This is a genomic window from Streptomyces lusitanus, assembly GCF_042647945.1.
Classification (GTDB): domain Bacteria; phylum Actinomycetota; class Actinomycetes; order Streptomycetales; family Streptomycetaceae; genus Streptomyces; species Streptomyces pseudogriseolus.
The window spans coordinates 37,987-59,433 of sequence record NZ_JBHRWL010000023.1 but is presented as its reverse complement, the minus strand read 5'-3'; the positions used below and the strand labels follow the sequence as shown (position 1 = coordinate 59,433).

At 72.7% G+C, this 21,447-nt stretch carries 9 protein-coding genes; 4 read left to right on the top strand and 5 right to left on the bottom strand.

Translation table 11 applies throughout. From position 1 onward, the window contains the following. Positions 1 to 4: 4 nt before the first annotated feature. On the top strand, positions 5 to 9,538 hold the full coding sequence (locus ACFOSY_RS28510) for a type I polyketide synthase (protein WP_394312206.1): 9,534 nt from the start codon (positions 5 to 7) through the stop codon (positions 9,536 to 9,538). Between the two features lie 177 nt (positions 9,539 to 9,715). On the opposite strand, the gene ACFOSY_RS28505 is transcribed toward ACFOSY_RS28510, so the two are convergent. From ACFOSY_RS28505 to ACFOSY_RS28485, 5 genes are all read right to left on the bottom strand, one after another. Continuing rightward, complete coding sequence (locus ACFOSY_RS28505; protein ID WP_394312228.1) at positions 9,716 to 10,294, bottom strand: helix-turn-helix transcriptional regulator; 579 nt, start codon at positions 10,292 to 10,294, stop codon at positions 9,716 to 9,718. Between the two features lie 616 nt (positions 10,295 to 10,910). Further along, positions 10,911 to 13,751, bottom strand: a complete 2,841-nt coding sequence (locus tag ACFOSY_RS28500; protein ID WP_394312200.1) for a helix-turn-helix transcriptional regulator — start codon at positions 13,749 to 13,751, stop codon at positions 10,911 to 10,913. A gap of 655 nt (positions 13,752 to 14,406) precedes the next feature. Then, the gene (locus ACFOSY_RS28495; RefSeq protein ID WP_394312198.1) at positions 14,407 to 15,789 is read right to left on the bottom strand and encodes an acyltransferase; all 1,383 of its coding nucleotides are present in this window, start codon (positions 15,787 to 15,789) and stop codon (positions 14,407 to 14,409) included. Between the two features lie 7 nt (positions 15,790 to 15,796). Then, on the bottom strand, positions 15,797 to 17,017 hold the full coding sequence (locus tag ACFOSY_RS28490; RefSeq protein WP_394312196.1) for a cytochrome P450: 1,221 nt from the start codon (positions 17,015 to 17,017) through the stop codon (positions 15,797 to 15,799). Between the two features lie 189 nt (positions 17,018 to 17,206). Next, a complete protein-coding gene (locus ACFOSY_RS28485) occupies positions 17,207 to 18,406 on the bottom strand; it encodes a cytochrome P450 (protein ID WP_394312193.1) in 1,200 nt (399 codons plus the stop codon). Between the two features lie 418 nt (positions 18,407 to 18,824). On the opposite strand from ACFOSY_RS28485, the gene ACFOSY_RS28480 reads away from it, so the two are divergent. From ACFOSY_RS28480 to rfbB, 3 genes are all read left to right on the top strand, one after another. After that, a complete protein-coding gene (locus ACFOSY_RS28480) occupies positions 18,825 to 19,037 on the top strand; it encodes a ferredoxin (protein WP_394312188.1) in 213 nt (70 codons plus the stop codon). 55 nt (positions 19,038 to 19,092) lie between these two features. Next, the gene (locus ACFOSY_RS28475; RefSeq protein ID WP_394312186.1) at positions 19,093 to 20,340 is read left to right on the top strand and encodes an activator-dependent family glycosyltransferase; all 1,248 of its coding nucleotides are present in this window, start codon (positions 19,093 to 19,095) and stop codon (positions 20,338 to 20,340) included. Between the two features lie 105 nt (positions 20,341 to 20,445). After that, positions 20,446 to 21,447: a dTDP-glucose 4,6-dehydratase gene (gene rfbB / locus ACFOSY_RS28470; protein ID WP_394312184.1), complete on the top strand. Its 1,002-nt coding sequence runs from the start codon at positions 20,446 to 20,448 to the stop codon at positions 21,445 to 21,447.

Genomic DNA, 21,447 nt, shown 5'->3' with positions numbered 1-21,447 from the left:
GAGCATGTCCACCTCCGAGGAGCGCGTCGTCGCCGCGCTGCGCGCGTCCCTGCTCGAGAACGAGCGCCTTCGCCGGCACAACGAGGAACTCCTCCGTACGGCGAACGAGCCGATAGCCGTCGTCGGTATGGCCTGCCGCTACCCGGGTGACGTCACCGGTCCGGAAGATCTGTGGCGGCTGGTCGACGCCGGCATCGACGCCATGACCCCGTTCCCCGCCGACCGGGGCTGGGACACCGACGCCGACGCGACACCGGCCATCACGGGGCACGGCGGGTTCGTCAGCACGGCGGCCGAGTTCGACGCCGGGTTCTTCGGCATCTCGCCGCGTGAGGCGCTGGCCATGGACCCTCAGCAGCGGCTCGTCCTGGAGACGTCCTGGGAGGCGCTCGAACGCGCGGGCCTCACCTCCGCCTCCGTGCGCGGAAGCCGGACCGGTGTCTTCATCGGTTGCAGCAACCAGAACTACGGCGCCGACACGGGTGGTGAACTGCCCGAGGGAATCGAAGGACACCTGCTCACCGGCAACGCCGCGAGCGTGGTGTCGGGCCGGGTGTCCTACGTCCTGGGGCTGGAGGGTCCGGCGGTCACGGTGGACACCGCCTGCTCCTCCTCCCTGGTGGCGTTGCATCTGGCGGTGCAGTCCCTGAGGGCGGGGGAGTGCGACATGGCGCTGGCGGGTGGCGTGACGGTGATGTCCACCCCTGACGTCTTCGCCGAGTTCAGCCGTCAGGGGGGTCTGGCGGGGGACGGCCGGTGCAAGGCGTTCGCGGAGGGTGCGGACGGTACCGGCTGGGGTGAGGGCGTCGGTGTACTGCTGGTGGAGCGGCTGTCCGACGCGCAGGCGAAGGGCCACCGAGTGCTGGCGGTGGTGCGCGGGTCGGCGGTGAACCAGGACGGTGCGTCGAACGGTCTGACGGCGCCGAACGGTCCGTCGCAGCAGCGGGTGATCCGCGCGGCCCTCGCGAGCGCGGGATTGTCGACGTCCGATGTGGATGTGGTGGAGGCCCACGGTACGGGTACGCGGCTGGGTGACCCGATCGAGGCGCAGGCGCTGCTGGCCACCTACGGGCAGGGACGCCCGGAGGACCGTCCGCTGTGGCTGGGGTCGGTGAAGTCGAACCTGGGTCACACGCAGGCAGCCGCGGGTGTGGCCGGTGTGATCAAGATGGTGGAGGCGTTGCGGCACGGGGTCGTGCCGCAGACGTTGCACGTGGACGAGCCGTCGTCGCGGGTCGACTGGTCGACGGGCGCGGTACGCCTGCTGACCGAGCGCCAGACATGGCCCGACACCGGCCGTCCCCGTCGTGCCGCCGTCTCGGCCTTCGGCGTCAGCGGCACCAACGCGCACGTCATCCTGGAACAGGCGCCGTCAGCCGAGGAAGCCGAGCCTTCGGCGGCCGGTGCGACGGGGGAGGAGCCGATCGTCTGGGTCTTCTCCGGCCGCAGCGAAGAGGCGCTGCGCGCCCAGGCCCGCTCCCTCCGCACCTTTGCCACCCGGCACCCGGACATACCGGCAGCTCTCACCGGGCCGGCGCTCGCGAAGACCCGTACGCACTTCGAGCACCGGGCTGTCGCGGTCGTGGAGACCACCGCCCGCCTGGTCGACGCATTGGCCGAACTCGGCTCCGGCACCACCCCGTCGGACGTGACGGCCGGTCAGGACCGGGGCGAGGCACGCCAGGCGTTTCTGTTCTCGGGTCAGGGTGCGCAGCGTGCGGGGATGGGGCGTGAGCTGTATGAGGCGTTCCCGGTGTTCGCGGAGGCGTTCGACGCGGTGTGCGCGCACGTGGGCGCGGAGCTGAAGGATGTTGTCTTCGGTGAGGACGTGGAGCGTCTGGGGCGTACGGAGTGGACGCAGCCGGCGCTGTTCGCGGTCGAGGTGGCGCTGTTCCGGCTGCTGGAGTCGTGGGGTGTTCACCCGGACTTCGTCGGTGGGCATTCGGTCGGGGAGATCGCGGCCGCGCATGTGGCCGGAGTGCTGTCCCTGGAGGACGCCTGCACGCTGGTGACCGCGCGGGGCCGTCTGATGCAGGCCCTCCCGGACGGCGGGGCGATGGTCGCGGTGGAGGCCGCTGAGGACGAGATCCTGCCCCTGCTCGACGGCCGCGCCCAGGAGGTGTCGATAGCCGCGGTCAACGGCCCGAAGGCCGTCGTCCTCGCCGGCACCGAAACGGCCGTAACCGAGATCGCCGAGGAACTGGCCGCGCAAGGCCGCCGCACCTCCCGCCTCCGCGTCTCCCACGCCTTCCACTCCCCGCTGATGGAGCCGATGCTGGCGGACTTCCGTCAGGTCGCCGAAGGCCTGACCTACGCCGCCCCCGTCATCCCGCTCGTCTCCAACGTCACCGGACGCCTCGCCGCCGACGGCGAGCTGACCACCCCCGATTACTGGGTCCGCCACGTCCGCGAGGCCGTCCGCTTCGCCGACGGAGTGACCGCCCTCGCGGCGGAAGGCGTCACCCGGTTCGTCGAACTCGGCCCCGACACCACCCTCACCGCCCTCGCCCAGAACTGCCTTCCCGACGCGAACGGTTCACTGTTCGTCTCCACCCTCCGCAAGGACAAGCCGGAGCACTTCGCCGTCCTGCGAGCGGCGGCCCGCCTTCACGTCGACGGCTGTGAGGTCGACTGGACCGCCGTACTGGGCGGGGGCGACGGGACGCCCGCAGTGGATCTGCCCACCTACCCCTTCCAGCGCAGCCGTTACTGGCTGGGGCCGAACGAATCGGCCGAACACACCCCGACCGGTCCCACTCGCGTCTCCACCGTCGTCGACGACGCGTTCTGGTCCGCCGTCGAACGGCAGGACGTCACGCGCCTCGCCGCCGACCTCGACCTCCCCCCGGACGCCCTCGGCACGGTGGTGCCCGCACTGTCCGACTGGTACCGCCGCCGACAGGAGCAGGCGGAACTGGAGGCCCTCTGCCACGAGGTCACCTGGCGTCCCTTGACGGGCGACGACCTGCTGCCGCCCTCGGCCGGGACCTCACCGGCGGACCACTGGACGGTCCTCGTCCCCGAGGACCCGGACGCCACGGTGCAGGCGCTGGCCGACGACCTCGCGGACGGACTGCGCGCCCAGGGACTCACGGTGCGGCTTTGCCACGTCGACGCCGCCGATCCCGCTGCCTGCGCGGCAGCCGTCCGTACCGCCGGTGAGGCAGCCGGGGCCCCGCACGGCGTCCTGTCCCTGCTGGGCTTCTCCACGCGGACCGACGCCGTCGTCGCGACGCTCACCGCCGTGCAGGCGCTGGCCCGGGAGGTTCCCGGAGCGAGGCTGTGGGCGATCACCCAGGGCGCTGTCGCGGTCGGTGCCCCGGACCGCATCACCCGCGTCTCGCACAGTGCCGTCTGGGGACTCGGCCGGGTCGCCGCCCTCGAACACCCGGACATGTGGGGCGGTTTGATCGACCTCCCCGCGCAGACGGATCACCGTGTCTGGACGCGTCTGGTCCCGGCGCTGACGCGCCTGAAGCAGGGCGAGGACCAGATCGCCCTGCGTCCCCACGGCATCTTCGGACGCCGTCTGAAGCCGGCCGCGCCGCTTGCCCCACGCACCGCCGCCCCGGCGACCGTACCGAGCGACTGGACCCCGGGCGACGGCGCCGTACTCGTCACCGGCGGCACGGGCGCCCTGGGCGCTCACGTGGCACGCTGGGCCGTCCGGCGGGGCGCCCGCCACCTTCTCCTCGTCAGCCGCCGGGGCGAACAATCCCCCGGTGCCGCGGAACTCCGTACCGAACTCGAGCAGTCGGGCGCGCGAGTGACGATGGCGGCCCTGGACGTCTCCGTCCGCGAGGACCTGGCCGCGCTCCTCGCCGAACACCCCGTGGACGCGGTGTTCCACGCGGCCGGAGTGCTGGACGACGGGACCCTCCTCACCACCGATTCCGACCGGGTGCGGCGCGTGATGGGCCCCAAGGCCGAGGCGGCGCTGCTGCTGGACGAACTGACCAGGGACGCCGATCTCAGCGCGTTCGTCCTGTTCTCTTCCCTGGCCGGAGCTGTCGGCAGCCCGGGGCAGGGCGTGTACGCGGCCGCCAACGCCGTACTGGACGCGCTGGCCGAGCGACGGCGGGCCGAGGGCCTGCCCGCCACATCCATCGCCTGGGGCCCCTGGGCGGGTGCCGGCATGGCCGCGGCCGCCGGTGACCGACGTCGCGGACAGGGAGCGGTGACCCCGCTCGCTCCCGAGACCGCGCTGTCGGCGCTGGGAGCGCTGCTCGACGCGGGCACCGTCACCCGGCTGGTCGTCGTGGCCGACTGGAGCCGCTTCGTGCCCGCGTTCACGGCAGCCCGCCCGAGCGCACTCCTCACACCGCTGTGCCCGGCCCCGACCGCTCCGAACCCGGCAGCCTCCACCCGCGAGGCCGACACGGCCACGGGCGGCCTGCGCGTCCGCGTCGCCTCCCTGCCCCGTGAGGCCGGACTGCGCCTGGTCCTCGACGAGGTGCGCTCCCGCGCCGCCGCCGTACTCGGTCACGCCGGACCCGAGCAGGTGGGCCCGGAACGGGCATTCCGTGACCTCGGTGTCGACTCGCTGATCGCGGTGGAACTGCGCAACGTCCTGGCGGCGGGCTGCGGCGTCCCCCTGCCGGCCACGGCCGTCTTCGACCACCCGACACCGCAGGCCCTCGCCACGCACATCTACGGCACACTGCGCGAGGGAACCAGGTCCGAGGACGCCCAGTCCGGGGAGGCGGCCGTCGCCCCGGTCACGGCGGCGGCGGACGAGCCGGTGGCGATCGTCGGGATGGCCTGCCGATTCCCCGGCGGCGTCGACTCCCCGGAGAGCCTGTGGGCCCTGCTGGAGGAAGGCCGCGACGGCATCACCGACTTCCCCGCCGACCGCGGCTGGACCGGCCTGGACCCTCTCTACGAGCGCTACGTCCGCACGGAGGATGGTACGGCGGCTCTCGACCACGTGCGTGTCGGCGGCTTCCTGGACGATGTCGCGGGTTTTGACGCGGAGTTCTTCGGGGTGTCGCCGCGTGAGGCGTTGGCGATGGATCCGCAGCAAAGGCTTCTGCTGGAGTCGTCGTGGGAGGCGGTGGAGCGGGCGGGGATCGATCCGCGGTCGCTGCGTGGCGCGCGGGTGGGTGTGTTCGCGGGTACCAACGGGCAGGATTATCCGGCGCTGTTGGGCATGTCGGAGGGTGACTTCGGCGGCTACGTGGGCACGGGCAGCGCGGCGAGCGTGCTGTCGGGTCGGCTGGCGTATGTCCTGGGGCTGGAGGGTCCGGCGGTCACGGTGGACACCGCCTGCTCGTCGTCCCTGGTCGCGCTGCACCTCGCCGTGCAGTCCCTGAGGTCGGGAGAGTGTGACCTGGCGCTGGCCGGTGGTGTGACGGTGATGTCGACGCCGGGCGCGTTCGTGGAGTTCAGCCGTCAGGGAGGTCTGGCGGGGGACGGCCGGTGCAAGGCGTTCGCGGAGGACGCGGACGGTACCGGCTGGGGCGAGGGTGTCGGGGTGCTCCTGGTGGAGCGGCTTTCGGACGCTCGGGCGCGGGGCCACCGGGTGCTGGCGGTGGTGAAGGGCAGCGCGGTCAACCAGGACGGCGCGTCCAACGGACTGACGGCGCCCAACGGCCCGTCGCAGCAGCGGGTGATCCGCGCGGCTCTGGCGGACGCCGGGCTTGCCGCATCCGACGTGGACGCCGTGGAGGCGCACGGGACGGGCACACGTTTGGGTGACCCGATCGAGGCGCAGGCGCTGCTGGCCACCTACGGCCAGGACCGGCCCGACGAGCGGCCCCTGTACCTGGGTTCGGTGAAGTCGAACTTCGGTCACACGCAGGCGGCCGCTGGTGTGGCCGGTGTGATCAAGATGGTGGAGGCGTTGCGGCACGGGGTCGTGCCGGCGACGTTGCATGTGGACGAGCCGTCCTCCCGAGTGGACTGGTCGACGGGCGCAGTACGGCTGGCGACGGAACGTCAGTCGTGGCCGTCGGTCGACCGACCCCGCCGTGCAGGCATCTCCTCCTTCGGACTCAGCGGCACCAACGCCCACCTCATCCTCGAACAAGCCCCACAGCAAGAGACCGAGTACACGCGCGATGACGACGGTGTGATGGTGCCGTGGCTCGTGAGCGGCCGTAGTGAGATGGCTCTGCGTGCCCAGGCCGGTCGTCTCCTCGCGACTCTGGACGAGCTGCCCGAGCGAGGCGTCGTGGACGTCGCCGGCGCCCTCGCGAACTCCCGCTCGTCGTTCGAGCACCGTGCTGTGGTGATCGCCGCTCACCGGGACGAGTTCGTCGAAGACCTGCGCGCCCTGTCCCAGGGCGAACCCGGCCCGCACACAGTCACCGGCGTCACACACCACGGCCGTACGGCCTTCCTCTTCTCCGGCCAGGGCGCGCAGCGTCCAGGCATGGGGCGTGAGCTGTACGAGGCCTTCCCGGTGTTCGCGGAAGCCTTCGACGCGGTGTGCGCACACGTGGGCGCGGAGCTCAAGGACGTCGTCTTCGGTGAGGACGCGGAGCGGCTGAGCCGTACGGAGTGGACGCAGCCGGCGCTGTTCGCGGTCGAGGTGGCGTTGTTCCGGCTGCTGGAGTCGTGGGGCGTGCGCCCCGACTTCGTGGGCGGGCACTCGATCGGCGAGATCACTGCCGCGCACATAGCTGGCGTGCTGTCCCTGGAGGACGCCTGCACCCTCGTGACCGCGCGGGGGCGCCTCATGCAGGCCCTCCCGGACGGCGGGGCGATGATTGCGGTCGAAGCGGCCGAGGACGAAGTCCTGCCGCTCCTCGACGGCCGCGAGTCCGAGGTGTCGCTCGCGGCGGTCAACGGCCCGAAGGCCGTCGTCCTCGCCGGCACCGAGGCGGCCGTGACCGAGATCGCCGAGGCTCTGGCGGCGCAGGGCAGCCGCACCTCCCGCCTCCGCGTCTCCCACGCCTTCCACTCACCCCTGATGGAGCCGATGCTGGCGGACTTCCGCCAGATCGCCGACACCCTCGCCTACAACGCCCCCGCCCTCCCCATCCTCTCCAACGTCACCGGACGCCTCGCCGCCGACGGCGAGCTGACCACCCCCGACTACTGGGTCCGCCACGTCCGCGACGCAGTCCGTTTCGCCGACGGAGTGACCGCCCTCGCGGCGGAAGGCGTCACCCGCTTCGTCGAACTCGGCCCCGACGCCACCCTCACCCCCCTCACCCGCGCCACCCTCGACGACACCACCCCCGACACCCCCCTCTGCGTGCCGTTGCTCCGCCGCGACACCGGCGAGAACCTGGCCCTTCTGCGCGGACTGGCCGCCTTCCACGTGAGCGGCGGAACCGTCGACTGGACGGCGCTGCCAGCCCTCGGTACGTACGCCCAGGTGGACCTGCCCACGTACGCCTTCCAGCGCACCCGCTACTGGCCCGCCGTCGACCCCCAGGCCGCCGCAACCGCCGCCTCGGCGTCCCGCACGTCCTCCGCGGACGACGCCTTCTGGTCGATCGTCGAGAAGGAGAGCCCTCAGGAGCTGGCCGGCCGCCTCGGGGTGCCGGAAGAGGCCCTCGACGCGGTCCTCCCCGCGCTGACGACGCTGCGCCATGAGCACGCCGAACGGGAAGAGGTCGACGCCTGGCGGTACCGCGTCGACTGGCAGCCGGTCGACGTCGAAGCCGTCGGACAGCCGCTGCCGGGCCGCTGGCTTCTGCTGCAGACGCCCGGCGACGTGGCCCTCGAAGGGCTGGAGGAGTTCGTTCCGGGCCTGGAACGCGTGGACTGCGACGTACGAGACCGCAAGGGGTTGACCCTCCTGCTCGAAACGGCCGTGGGGAACGAGACGCCGGCCGGCGTGCTCTCCTGCCTGTCGCACACCACGCCCGGTCCCGACGACGCCACCCCTGCCGTAGTCACCTCGGTCGCCGACACCCTGGCCCTGGTGCAAGCCCTCGGTGACGCCTCCGTGAACGCGCCGCTGTGGGTGATCACGCACGCCGGTCACACGCCGGACGGTGCACCCGCCGATCCCGCACAGGCCGCGGTCTGGGGCCTGGGACGGGTGGCGGCCCTGGAGCACCCCGACCGATGGGGCGGGCTGATCGACGTGCCGCACCGGGCGACCCGGCCGCAGCTCGGTCTCCTCGCCTCGCTGCTGACACGCGCGGACGAGGACCAGGTGTCCCTGCACGGCACGGCGGCCTACGCGCGACGGCTGCACCCGGCCCCGCCGGCAGCCGGTGCCGTGCCGACGCACGGCGCCTGGACGTCTCCTGCCCGCATGCTGGTCACCGGCGGCACCGGCGCGCTCGGCGCACGGGTGGCCCACTGGCTGGTCGAACACGGCGCCAGGGAACTCGTTTTGACGAGCCGGGGCGGGCCGTCCGCAGCGGGCGCCGCCGACCTGACGGCGAGCCTGCGCGCGGCCGGAGCGGAGCGCGTCGAGGTCGTGGCGTGCGACGTGGCGGAACGCGACGAGGTGGCCGCCCTGCTCGCCGCCCACCGGGTCGACGGCATCGTCCACGCTGCCGGTGTCCTGGACGACGACCTCATCGACTCGATGACTCCCGAACGCCTGGAACGCACCCTGCGGGCCAAAGCCCTGGGCGCCGTACATCTCGACGCACTGACGCGCGCATGGGCTCTGGAAGCCTTCGTCGTCTTCTCGTCGATCGCGGGTGTGTGGGGGAGCGGAGGCCAGGGCGTGTACGCGGCGGCCAACGCCTGCGCCGACGCAGTGACGCAGGCCCGTCGCGGCCGCGGCGAGCCGGGGTTGTCGGTCGCGTGGGGCCCGTGGTCGGGTGGAGGCATGGTGTCGGACGCGGGCGCCACGGAGCTGGAGCGTCGCGGCCTGCGCATCATGGAGCCGGGCCGTGCCCTCCTGGGGCTGGAGCGCGCGCTGGAGGCCGGGGACGGCGCCGTGGTGGTCGCGGACGTGGAGTGGGACCGGTTCGTTCCCGCGTTCACCAGCCGCAGGACCAGCCCCCTGCTCACCACCCTCCCGCAGGCAGCCGCGCTGACCGGCCGTCAGGTTCCCGTCGAACCGCACGGCCCGGGCGCGGCGCGCCCGGCTCTGGTCGAACGGCTGACGGCCCTGCCGGCCGCGGACCGGGCGGCCGCCCTCCAGCAGCACGTGCGGCAGGCCGCGGCCACGGTGCTCGGCCACGCCGACCCGGCCGCCGTTCCCGCGGAACGGGCCTTCCGCGACCTGGGGTTCGACTCCCTCACCGCCGTCGAACTGCGCGACCGGCTCACGAAGGACACGGGACTGCGCCTGCCGACGACGCTCGTCTTCGACCACCCGACACCGGAGGCCCTCGCCCGGCACCTGGACGCCGAACTGACCGGTGAGGGCGGGACGGTGGCGGGCATGCTCGCCGAACTCGAAACCGGCATCGCACGCATCATGCGGGCGGAGCCGGACCGGGACGCGCGGAGCCTGCTCGGCACACGGCTCAGGGCGTTGCTGGCCGAGGTCGAGGGCGGCACGGCCGAAGACACCGGCCCGGGCGCGGGACTGGACGACGCGTCGCTCGGCGACCGCCTGGAGGACGCGAGCGACGACGAACTGTTCGACCTCATCAGCCGCACTCTCGAGCAGTAGGGGGACGGGGCCCGCGGCGGCGGACGACCGCCGCGGGCACACGAGCAGGCGGCCGTACCAATAGGGGTGGTACGGCCGCCATGTGCCGGGCGAGAGCCGGAGTCCGGCAGAACCGGTGCCGGTCCGCGGTGTCGCACGACACCATCGGACCCGGTCGGAACTACCCGACGGACAAACTCACTTGATGAACTCGGGCAGGACGCGAGGCGGCCACTGGCCGACCGTCAGCATGCCCATGGAGTGGGCGCGCGCCACCAGCGCGGCCCGGTTGGGAGCCTTGAGCTTGCGCAGCATGAGACCGACGTGGTACTCGACCCCCTGCCGGCTGAGGTACAGCCGGGCGGCGAGCTGCACGGTCGACGCGCCCGCGGCGATCCCTTCCAGGACCTGCGCGTCCAGCTTGCTGAGCAGCCGCTCCCGCGGCGGGCCGATCACGTCCTTGCCCTCCGCGGCGTCCGCCTCCGTGTCCGGTCGTACCTGCACGACGATGCCGGCCAGGCGCCCGGTGGTGTTCTGCACGGCGATGCCGGTCAGTTCGCCGGAGAAGACCCGGCCGGCGTTCCCCAGACCGACCATGCGCTCGGCGAAGCGGGCGGAGCGGCCCTCGGAGAGCCGGGTGAAGTGTCGGTTCAGCACCGAGGGAGCGGAAGGGTGGAGCAACTCGTACAGACTGCGGCCACAGGTGTCGGCCGAGGTGCGGCCGAACTGGCGGGAGAAGTCGGGTTCCGCGGCCACGATCTGTATGTCGGGGTCTATGTGGGCCGTGTAAAGGCGGCGATTGCCCGGCGCGGGAGTTCGCGACTCCGGGGCATTCCGGTGAGCGGCGGCGTGAAGCGATGGGGAAACCCTGTCCCTGTTGTGCGGAGCACCTGTCACGTGCGTGGTCACTGCGACGCACCGTCTTTCTGCGTTCAGATGTGGGGGATTGCGCACACCACCTGACAACGCATTTGATCACAGGTGGTGCGAGCCCGACGGGGTCCCGGTCGTGGATCCCGCCGAACGGATCTCTGATCAACTGCGGCTGAGCCTAGGAATCCACCTACAGAACGGTCAAGCTTGCCTTTGGCCGGGCGCAAAACACTGTGGTTCGGTGGTTCGGTGGTTCGGTCCCGCAACGCCCTGCGAAGCGCACGGGGGAGTGAGTCACCCTGCCTGAGCAGCCCGAGCGTCGTCGGCAGCGCGGCCCCCCGCCGCGGTCCGAGGCTGTTCGGACGGTGTTCGCGCCCGGCCCGCCGACGGGCGCCGTCGAGGGATCGGTCGGCCCCGATGACCGTTTGCTGCCCGGCAGTTGCCCGTTTGCTGCCCGAACTCGGCCCGCACCCGGCCCGCACTCGCCCAGGGTGGCAAGGCGGTCGTGGACCGGTGAACGTCAGGCGTCCGGCGTTTCGTCCGGCGCCTCCAGGGCCCGGGCCAGGTCCGGGCGCCCCGAAATACCGAGTTTGCGGTACGAATTGGTCAAATGCTTTTCCACCATGCGCGACGACGTGCCCAGTTTGGCCGCTATCTCGGCATTGCTGAGACCGGTGGCCGCCAGGCGCGCCACTTTCTGTTCGGACGGCGTCAGCCGGCCGTTCGGAGTGGAAGTCGCACGAGTTCCCTCGGATTTCTTCCGCGCGATTTTCTCCGCGAAAGAAGAGGCTCCTTGGCCGACGGCCATCATATATGCCCGTTCGAGTACGGCGGCGCGCCGTCTGGGGTCCGTTTCACCGTGGGTGCCGAGGGCGTACAGCGCCTGGCACAACTCGTGCTCGTTGGGCCCCTTCTCCAGCACCTCGACGGCTTCCTCGAGGACGGCCACGCCCTCCCGCCCCCCGGAGACCTTGCCCAGGGCCACCAGGGCGTTTCCCAGCCGGACGGGAGCGCCCCAGGCGCGGGAGCGCTCCACCTCCGACAGCGCCGCGGCCACCGCTTCCTCGTGCTCGCCGAGACGGTGGTGCATGAGGGCGGCACTGGACGACCAGGGGACCGTCACCGGGTTGTGCCAGCCGATGCGCTCCGCGCGCCGGCCCGCCGTCTGGAAGTGGACGAGCGCCGTGCGGGTCTCGCCGCGCCTGGCCGCGAGCATCCCGCGGGCCAGGTGCAGCAGCGCCGCCAGGTGCTCGTTCTCGGCGTGCAGCCGGTGCTGGACGAGGATCTGCTCAGCGAGGTGGGGCTCCTCGGTGTGGAGGGCGACGATCGCCAGGACGGCGGCGCAGATGGTCGGCAGGCCCCCGGTGTCGGGCCCGGCCAGGGCGTCGGCCTGGACCACCTTCTGCCGGGCGTAGGCCAGTTGCCCGTCGGCGAGGGCGACCAGCGCCTGCTCCGCGCGGATCACGGCCTGTTCCACGTCACCGCCCCGGCGCTGGGCGAGCAGGTGCGCCTCGCGCAGCCAGCCGCCGGCGCCCTCCGTCCGGCCGGCGCCGGCGAGGATGTTGACGACCAGCGGCGCCGTGCTGTGGACGTGCTCGGGGGCGGGCGTCTCCTGCTCGAGGAGCCGGGTGGACAGCAGCGTCAGCTCCTCGGCGGAGGCGGCGTTGGCGACGAACGCGATGTGCATCAGGGACGTCACCAGCTCGCGTTCCCCGGTGGTGCGCAGGGAGGGCGAGGGGCCCAGCGCCCGGAACCGCCGCAGCGCCCGTCGCGCGTGCGCGGGGTCCTGCGCCGCCAGCACGTTCTCCCGGGCCTCCAGACGCAGGGCGAGTTCCCGCTCGATGTAGTCGTGGGGCGCGGCGCGCCCCAGCTCCTCGGCCACGGCACGCCGTACGGAGTCGATGCGGAACGCGGCCGGGTCCATCAGCAGCGGACCCAGGCGGGTCACGGCGTCGGCCCGCTCCCGTACCGACTCCAACAGCGGTACGGCCTCCGCGACATGGCGCAGCGAGGCGGCCGACGCGAAGCTGCGCTCGGCCATCGCCAGGTCGATCAGCAGCCGGGCCCGGTCACGGCCCGTGGCGGAGGTGTCGAGCAGCGCGCGCCGCAGATAGCGGGCGGCGTCCCGCGGCGAACCGCGGCGCAGGGCGCTGTCCGCGGCGGTCCGCAGGATCTCCACTGCGCCGGAGCCGCACAGGACGGCCACCGACATGAGCTGTTCGGCGGCCAGTTCGGCCGGATGGCCGGTCCGGTGCAGCAGCTCGGCCGCCACCCCGCGCATGGCGGTGAGCTCGGCCGCCGGCATGCTCTCCTCCAGCAGGTCCCGCAGCAGCGTTCCCGGGATGAGGGAGTCCGAGTGCTCCGCCACCAGCCCGGTGAGGCGCAGGACGTCCATCGCCTCGGTCCGCCGCTGTTCGTCGATCTCGGCCAGATGCGTCACCAGCTGCCGGTCGGCGGCATCGCCGAGCACCGCCAACGCGTAGGCGACGCGCCGGACATGGTCCGGCTGCGCGCGCAGGAAGACGGCCAGGCGCTGGCGGGCCCGCTCCGGCCGCAGCCCGGCCGCCGCCGCGCAGTTGGCCTCGACGGGTGCGAGCGCCTGGTAGCGGACCTCGTCCACCAGCGCCTTCACCAGCAGGGGATTGCCGCCGGAGCGCTGGCGCAGGACGTCGACGAACGCGCCGTGGACCGGTGCGCCGCAGGCCTCCTCCAGCAGCAGACGCACACTGTCGCGGCCCAGCGTGGACAGCTCCACCGTGTGGTCGGCGGCATCCAGCAGCTGTCTGACGTACTCCCTGGCGCCGCGCACGTCGCCCGGCAGGACGGACAGGACGAACAGGACCCGGTTCCGTCTTCGCCCGGCGAGACAGGGCAGCAGCGCCAGCAGGGACTCGCCGTCCGACCACTGGACGTCGTCCACCATCACCACGATCGGCCGGTCCGACGCCACCGCCTTGAGAAGGGAGTTCAGCCGGCGCGGCGCCTGCTGGGAGATGAGCCCGGACCACGGGGGGAGCGGACCGACGGCGGACGGCACCCCCGTGTCCGCCGCGTCCTGAGGCGTGCCTCCCGCCGTGTACTCCGCGTGCGGCCCGCGCCCGTCCTCGTCGGCCGGTGCGGTCGCGGGCGCCGAGTCCGTCAGCTGCCGCACCACACCGAGCGTGAAGTTCTCCTCGGCGGCGGCAGCCTGCGCCCGGAGCGCCAGGAACCCCTCGCCGTGCGCGATCCCCGCCACCGCTTCGAGGAAGGTGGACCTGCCGACTCCCAGCGGACCCCGGACGACCAGGAGGCCGCCCTCTCCCCCCGCGGCGCGGCGCAACGCCGACGCCGCCCGCGCCAGTTCGGACTCGCGCTCCAGCATCAAGGTGATGGCCCTCCCTCGGTGGCACGGGCCGCCGGCCACCGCCCGGGGTGGCCGGACGGGACTCCGTGAGCGTCACGCGGCGGGCGGGCGGTGGCGCGACCGGCCACGACGGGTAAGCCGGTGCCGTGCGCGCGCGAGAGCCCGAGCGGCTCCACCCTGGTGCTCGTCCATTGCCGCTTGAAAGCTTAGGGGGGAGCAGATCACAGCGAGGCGTCGGTCATCAAGAGTTCATGGAGAGGAAAGGCCCGGCAACCGCCGTGCGGAAAGCGGATGTTCGCCGCATGCGGACTGCCGTACGCGTAAGCGGAACGCTCGGTGGAGGCGGTGTCCGGCCGCAGGACGAGGAGGCCGGGATGATCGATGGGAGTTCGACAAGCACCGTCCTGACGTGGGGTTTCCTCCTTCCCTGACACCCGAGTGGGCGCCGCCGGGTGAGCGTGAGGGCGGAGCGTCGTCGACGGAAGCGGAAGGCCCGGCCGGGGGAGTGGAGGAGAGGTGGGATATACCCGGGAGTAATAAGGGGAAAGCGGTTCCAGCATCCGATGGATGTATAGGACCGGCGGTTCCCTTTACACCATGATTTCGTTCTCTACGCGCGTCCCTCGGGCATCGACAGCAGAATGACAGGAACTTCCCCGCCCCCGACAGGTGTTCACCGCGCGTGCCCGGAGACCGCGTGCGGGTGCAGCTTCTCCTGCCAGCGGGGAGTACGGGCCAGATCCGCGTGCGACTCGGACAGACACAGGTACACGTCCCGGCCCCCGTCCTCCTCGGGCGTCGGCGCGATGTGCACCGTGGGCGCCGGCAGATCGGGGAACTCGTACCAGAACGGGCGTCCGGCGCCGAGGTCGATCCGGTACAGCGGGAAGCGCGACCAGTTGTTGACCGACAGGGACGCCTCGGACGCGTCGAGGCCCCGCGCCGACATCACATGACGGTGCACGCCGCGCCGGCGGTGGGAGCCGAGAAAGGCGATCTCGTCGCGGATCTTGTCCTCGGTGTTGCTCCGCAGACTCCGCCGCACCTCGTCCGCCACCGCTCCCAGGGACCGGCCGCGCAACTCCCCGGCGGGCAGCGACGTCCAGCTCTTGGTGACGCAGTTCCCCCAGTACGACGACGGCAGCGCGTCGCCCAGCCCGGACCGTGCCCCGGCGACCAGGCCCAGCCACTCCTCCGCCTCGTCCGCCTGACCGCGCAACTCGCCCATCACGCGCCACAGATGGGCCGTCAGCACGTCGTTGGTGGACACCCAGGCGCCCGGCTCCGTCAAAGCGCCCAGCGCCTCGTTCTTCATCGCCGCCAGCTCGTCCGCCTCGAACCGGGTGGTGACGGTGGCGCGTCTGCGCAGCCCGGGGCGCAGGCTGGTCGCCAGATGCCGCATCCGGCCCACGCCGGCGAACACCCGGCCGTCCCGCGTCGCCGGGTCCTGCGACAGCCGGCCCAGCGCCTCCAGCGCCCCCCGGTCGTGACTGGGCGCCTCCCAGGGCAGCCCCAGGTGCTCCCGCGACCAGCTCTCCAGGAGGGCGAGCGCGCTGCCGCCGTCCGCCAGCGTGTGGTTGATCAGCACGCCGAGCACCGAACCGCCCCCGCGCATCTGCGTGAGCCGGATCTTCAGCAGCGGAGTGTCCCGGGACACCACGCCGAACGGGCTCACCTCACGCACCACGTCCCCGATGACCGGCTGCGCGCGCAGCCGGTGACCGTACTCGCGCATCGGGTCGGGACTGGACGCCTCGGTGAAGCGCACGCCCGCGTCGTTGCACAGCACGCTCAGCCCGCCGTCGGCGTCCCGCTCCAGCCGCCCCGCCAGCGGCGGGTAACGCAGCAGCGTACGGGCCAGCGAGTCGCGCAGCGCCGCCCCGTCCAGGGTCCCGCGGTAGAAGAAGGTCAGCGGCACGTACCAGGGACCGATCAGCAGGTCGTACGCGGTGAGCCGGACCCGGCCGCCGTCGGCCGTCCCCGCCCGGACCGTGTGCACGGTCTGCGTCCGGCTGTCGACGACCGTACGGAACGGCGGGGTCTGTCCCTTCGCCACGGCCGCCTCAGTCCCAGCCCACGAGCAGCCGGTCCACGCCGTAGTGCACGGCACGGTCCCGCAGCGGCACCTCCTCGGCCGGCTCGGCCAGCCGCAGCGTCGGGAACCGCTCGAACAGCTTGCTCAGCCCGATCCGCATGCTCGCGCGGGCCACGTGCTGGCCCAGGCACTGGTGCGCACCGAAGCCGAGCGCCAGGTGCTTGCGCGGCACCCGGGTGACGTCGAGCCGGTCGGGATCCTCGAACACCTCGGGGTCGCGGTTGGCGGCCGGCAGCGCCAGCACCACCGTCTGGCCCGCCTTGATCGTGGTCCCGCCGATCTCCACGTCCTCCAGCGCGCACCGGCTGGACCCCATGTGCGAGATCGTCAGGTAGCGCAGCAGCTCGTCCACCGCCCCCTGCGCGTACAGCTCGGGCCGGCTGCGCAGCAGCGCCAGCTGATCGGGGTGCTCCAGCAGGGCGAACGTGGCCAGCGCCAGCATGTTGGGGGTGGTGTCCAGCGAACCGGCCAGGGTGAGCACGGCCATGTTGACCAGCTCCTCCTCGGTCAGCTCGCCGGTCGCCGCCAGCCTGCCGAAGAAGTCCTCCCCGCACTCGGCCATCCGCTCGCGGATCATCGGACGGATGAGGGCGTCCATCGCCTCCACGTGGTGGATGAACTCCTCCAGCGTGTAGGTGAGCGCCATCAGCACCGAGAAGTGCTCCTGGATGCCGTTCATCAGCTCCGCCGGCACGTCCATCAGCGAACACGTCGAGCGCAGTGCGACCTTGTCCGCGAAGCCGGTCACCAGATCCGCCGGAGAGCCCTCGGCCGCCAGCTCCTCCAGCGCCTCGTCGACGATGCGGTGCAGCTCCGGCTCGTGCCGCTGCACGTTGCGCAGCGTGAAGTGGCCCGCCATCAGCCGCCGGTACTTGGTGTGCTCGGGCGCGTCCGTCTTGGCGAAGGAGCCGGGCGGCGAGGGCTGCGGCGCGTACTCGGTCATCGGGAACGGCGGGGCGACGACGTGCGCGAGAAGTTCGTTGCGGTGGCTGAAACGCTCGTCGGCGAGGATGGCGCGGACCAGGTCGTGCCGCGTCACCAGCCAGCCGGAGGGGTCCTTCGGCGCCACCTGGAAGGTGATCGGGCTGACCGGTTCCTCGGCGCGCAGCCGGGCGTACTCGGCGGGCGGGTCGAAGGGGCACTTACCGCGGTCCGAGGGGATGACCGGAGGGCCGGGGCGGGTCTTCATGGGATCTCACTCCGTCGTGGGGCGGGGATGGCGTGCGGGCCGGGGCGGGTGACGTGCAGGCCGGGCGGGTGGCGTGCGCGCCGGGCTGAAGGTGCGCGGGCCGGGGCTGGTGGCGTGCGGGCCTGGGCCAGAGGCACGCGGGCCGGGACGAGAGGCCCGCGCGCCGGGGCGGAAGGCGCACGGGACGCGTCAGGCGCGCTCCACGCACAGCGGCAGATGCCGGGCGCCGAACACGTTGGTGCCGTGCCAGGAGAGCCGGACCGAGGGATCGACACGCACCGAGGTGTAGCGGTCCAGCAGGGCGTTCAGGGCGATCCGGCCCTCCAGGCGTGCCAGCGGGGCCCCGATGCAGTAGTGGATGCCGTGGCCGAACGCCGCCTGCCGGGAGTTGGCGCGGTCCGGGCGGAACGCGTCCGGGTCCTCGAAGACCCGCTCGTCACGGTTGGCGGACAGCAGCCACAGGTGCACCAGCGTGTTCGGCGCCACCTCCATGCCCGCGACGGTCGTGGCGGTGGTGGTGACCCGCTCGATCCGGGTGAACGGAGGCCGCAGCCGCAGCGTCTCCTCGATGACCGCCGGGATCAGCGAACGGTCCGCGCGCACCTTGGCCAGCAGCTCCGGGTCGGCGTCCAGACAGATCAGCGCGTTGCCGACGAGCACGGACGTGGTGATGTGCCCGGCGAGCAGCAGCAGGGTGGCGAAGCTGGCGATGTCCTCGTCCTCCAGGCGCTCCCCGTCGAGCTCGGCGCTCACCAGGGTCCCCAGCAGGTCCCCCTGCGGAGTCTTGCGCCGGTCCTCGATGAAACCCTGGAGGTAGGCGGTGATGGTGACCGCGGTCTCCTCCATGCTGCGCACGCTCTCCGGGTCGTCCGGATCGGTGGACAGCAGCTGATCGGCCCAGCCCTGGAACAGGTCGCGGTCCTCCGTCGGCACGCCCAGCATGCGGGCGATGACCGTCACCGGCAGCGGGTTGGCCAGCGCGTCCACCAGGTCGAAGCGGTCCCCGGTGACGGCGTCCAGGAGTTCGCCGGTCAGCTCGGTGATCCACGGCTCGAGACCGGCGATCAGGTTCGGGGTGAACGCCTTGCTCACCAGCCGGCGCATCTTGCCGTGCAGCGGCGGGTCCAGCAGCAGAAGGGTGCCGCGCGGCGCCTGCCTCTTGCCGCCCGAGAGCCGGCCCACCGTGTCCGAGGAGAACGTGGCGGGATCGGACAGCACCTGCTGCACGTCGGCGTGACGGAAGACGTGCACATTGCCCGTCCCGTCCCGCCAGGCGGGCTGGTCCTGCCGCATCCGCGCCGCCCACTCCAGCAGGGTGACGCCGCCGTCCGGCTCCACGGTCGGCGCACGGCCGGTCCGGGAGGCCGCCTCCGGCGTAGGGTCGAGCACGTCCGAAGTGCCTTGCTGCGCCACCCGGGTTCCCCTTTCACGAAAGTCGTCGTACGGCCGCCCGCCCTCCCGGGCCCCGCGCGGCCGCCGCCGGGCCGGCCGCGGATCGGGCGTGCCGCGACGGCCGGCCCGAAGGCGGGCACGGCCGACGTCAGGCCGGATCCGCGGGCTGCCGTTGCCGCCGGTCACTCCAGCACGGCCGGCGCCGGCCGGGCCAGCGGCTGCGGCGCGGTCTAGGGATTTTCCGAGTACCGGCCGCGCCCGCCCCGCCCGCCGACCGCACGCGCCGCGCGAAATGTCTGGGCGAAACCCCAGACAGCGCCGCGTCACGGCCGCGACCCCGCCCGTGCGCCCCCAAGATGAGCAGGACCCGGCACGCGTAGGAGTCCCGGACCCGGACCGGCGAACAGGAAACGGCATGGACATCACCATCGACCACGACCGGTGCATCGGCGCCGGCCAGTGCGCGCTCGTCGCGCCCGGCGTCTTCGACCAGCGGGACGAGGACGGACTGGCCGTCCTCCTGGTCGACCGGCCCGCCGGCGAACAGCGCGCCGCGGCGCGCGAGGCCGCCGAGTCCTGCCCGCTCAGTGCCATATCCGTACGGGAGGACCGGCAGCCGGCGGCCTGACGCCCGCCACGCACCGCCCCTGAGGCCCCCGCGGCCCCGACGAGGAGAGAAACCCATGCGCGTCCTGTTCGCCGGCCTGCCGGAGAAGTCGCACGTCTACACGATGGTGCCGCTGGCCTGGGCCCTCATGGCCGCCGGGCACGAGGTGCTGATGGCCAACGCCCCCTCCCTGACCCGGGAGATCACCGGCGCCGGTCTGATCGCCGCGCCCGTGGGCAGCGACCACGACCTCCACAGCGAGATGGTCATCGCGCGCGACTCCCAGGACGCGGACGTCGCCAACTGGAGCCGCCTGGGCTACGGCGACGTCGACCACGCCGCCCTGGTCGCCCGGTACGAGATCAGCGTCCCCTACGGCTTCGCCCGCTACAACGACCCCGTCCTCGACGACCTCGTCGCCCTCGCCCGCCACTGGAAGCCCGACCTCGTCGTACGCGACCCCATCGCCTACGCGGGCGCCGTCGCGGCCCGCGCCTGCGGCGCCGCCCACGCCCGCCTGCTGTGGTGCGCCGACGTCTACGGCCGCGCCCGCGCCACCTTCGTCGAACTCGCCCAGGACATGCCCGAGGAGGAGCGCACGGACCCCCTCGCCGACTGGATCGACGAACGGGGCCGCCCCTACGGCGTGCGCTGCGACGAGGAACTCCTCAACGGGCAGTTCACCATCGACACCCTGCCGCCCAGCCTGCGCCCGTCCGGCGACCTGCACACCGTCTCCATGCGCTACGTCCCCTACAACGGGCGCGCCGTACAGGAGAACTGGCTGCGCGAGGAGCCGAAGCGCCCCCGCATCTGCGTCACCCTGGGACGCACCAACACCGAGGCGTACGGCGGCGACTACGTGGACGTGGCCGGCATCCTGCGGTCCCTGTCCCGGCTCGACGCGGAGATCGTCGCCGCGCTGCTGCCCGAACAGACCGAAGGCCTCGGCGAACTGCCCGACAACGTACGGGCCGTCAGCGGCGTCGCCCTCAACACGCTGCTGCCCGGCTGCTCGGCCATCGTCCACCACGGCGGCTGGGGCACCTTCTCCACCGCCCTGGTGAACGCCGTGCCGCAACTGGCGGTCTCCACCCTCGTCGCCGACCAGGAGCTGCGCGGCCGCTCCCTGGAGGAGGCCGGCGCCGGGTTCTTCCTGCACCACTCCGAGGGCGACCCCGACCGGGTGGCGGACCTCACCCGCCGCCTCCTGGAGGACCCCTCCCACGCCGCCGCCGCACGCCGGCTGCGCGACGAGTCCACCGCCATGCCCAGCCCTCACGACATCGTGCCGGAACTGGCCGCCCTGGCCACGCGCGGCTGACACCCCGCGCCGGATCCGCCTCCCGCCGGCCGCCCACCACCGCACCACTCGAACAGGAAGGAGGACGGCGCACCCTCGGCACGCCCCGTGACGCGCCGCATCCCCATGAGTCACACGCGCATCCTGGTGACCGGCGGCGCCGGCTTCATCGGTTCCCACTACGTCCGCACCCTGCTCGGACCCGACGGCCCCGACGACGTCACCGTCACCGTCCTCGACTCCTTCACCTACGCCGCCAACCCCGCCAACCTCGACCCCGTCTGCGACTCGCCCCGCTACCGCCTCCACGCCGGCGACATCTGCGACCCCGCCGTGGTCGACGGCCTGATGGCCGAACACGACCAGGTGGTGCACTTCGCCGCCGAGTCCCACGTCGACCGGTCCCTGCACAGCGCCACCGAGTTCGTCCGCACCAACGTGCTGGGCACCCAGGTCCTGCTGGACTCCGCGCTGCGCCACGGCGTCGACCGGTTCGTGCACATCTCCACCGACGAGGTGTACGGCTCGGTCCCCGAGGGCTCCACCTCCGAGGAGCACCCGCTGCACCCCAACTCCCCGTACGCCGCGTCCAAGGCGGCCTCGGACCTGGTGGCCCTCTCCTACCACCGCTCGCACGGACTCGACGTGCGCGTCACCCGCTGCTCCAACAACTACGGGCACCACCAGTTCCCCGAGAAGATCATCCCGCTGTTCGTCACCCGCCTGCTGACCGGCGCCAAGGTGCCGCTCTACGGCGACGGGCTGAACGTGCGCGACTGGCTGCACATCGACGACCACGTCCGCGCCGTCGAACTCGTGCGCACCCGCGGCCGGGCCGGCGAGGTCTACAACATCGGCGGCGGCACCGAGCTCGACAACCGCGGGCTCACCGAACTGCTCCTCCAGGCGTGTGGCGCCGGCTGGGACAGCGTCGAGTACGTCGCCGACCGCAAGGGCCACGACCGCCGCTACTCCGTGGACTGGACCAAGGCGCACGTCGAACTCGGCTACAAGCCGCAGAAGGACTTCACCGAGGGCCTCGCCGAGACCGTCGCCTGGTACCGCGACCACCCCGAGGTGTGGAAGGAGGCCGCCCGCCGCGCCGTCCTCCCCGGAGGGCGCCAGTGA

Coding starts and splice junctions, on each gene's coding strand:
- ACFOSY_RS28510 (WP_394312206.1), top strand. CDS start 5: ATGTCCACCTCCGAGGAGCGCGTCGTCGCCGCGCTGCGCGCGTCCCTG.
- ACFOSY_RS28500 (WP_394312200.1), bottom strand. CDS start 13,751: ATGCTGGAGCGCGAGTCCGAACTGGCGCGGGCGGCGTCGGCGTTGCGC.
- ACFOSY_RS28490 (WP_394312196.1), bottom strand. CDS start 17,017: ATGAAGACCCGCCCCGGCCCTCCGGTCATCCCCTCGGACCGCGGTAAG.
- ACFOSY_RS28480 (WP_394312188.1), top strand. CDS start 18,825: ATGGACATCACCATCGACCACGACCGGTGCATCGGCGCCGGCCAGTGC.
- ACFOSY_RS28475 (WP_394312186.1), top strand. CDS start 19,093: ATGCGCGTCCTGTTCGCCGGCCTGCCGGAGAAGTCGCACGTCTACACG.
- rfbB (WP_394312184.1), top strand. CDS start 20,446: ATGAGTCACACGCGCATCCTGGTGACCGGCGGCGCCGGCTTCATCGGT.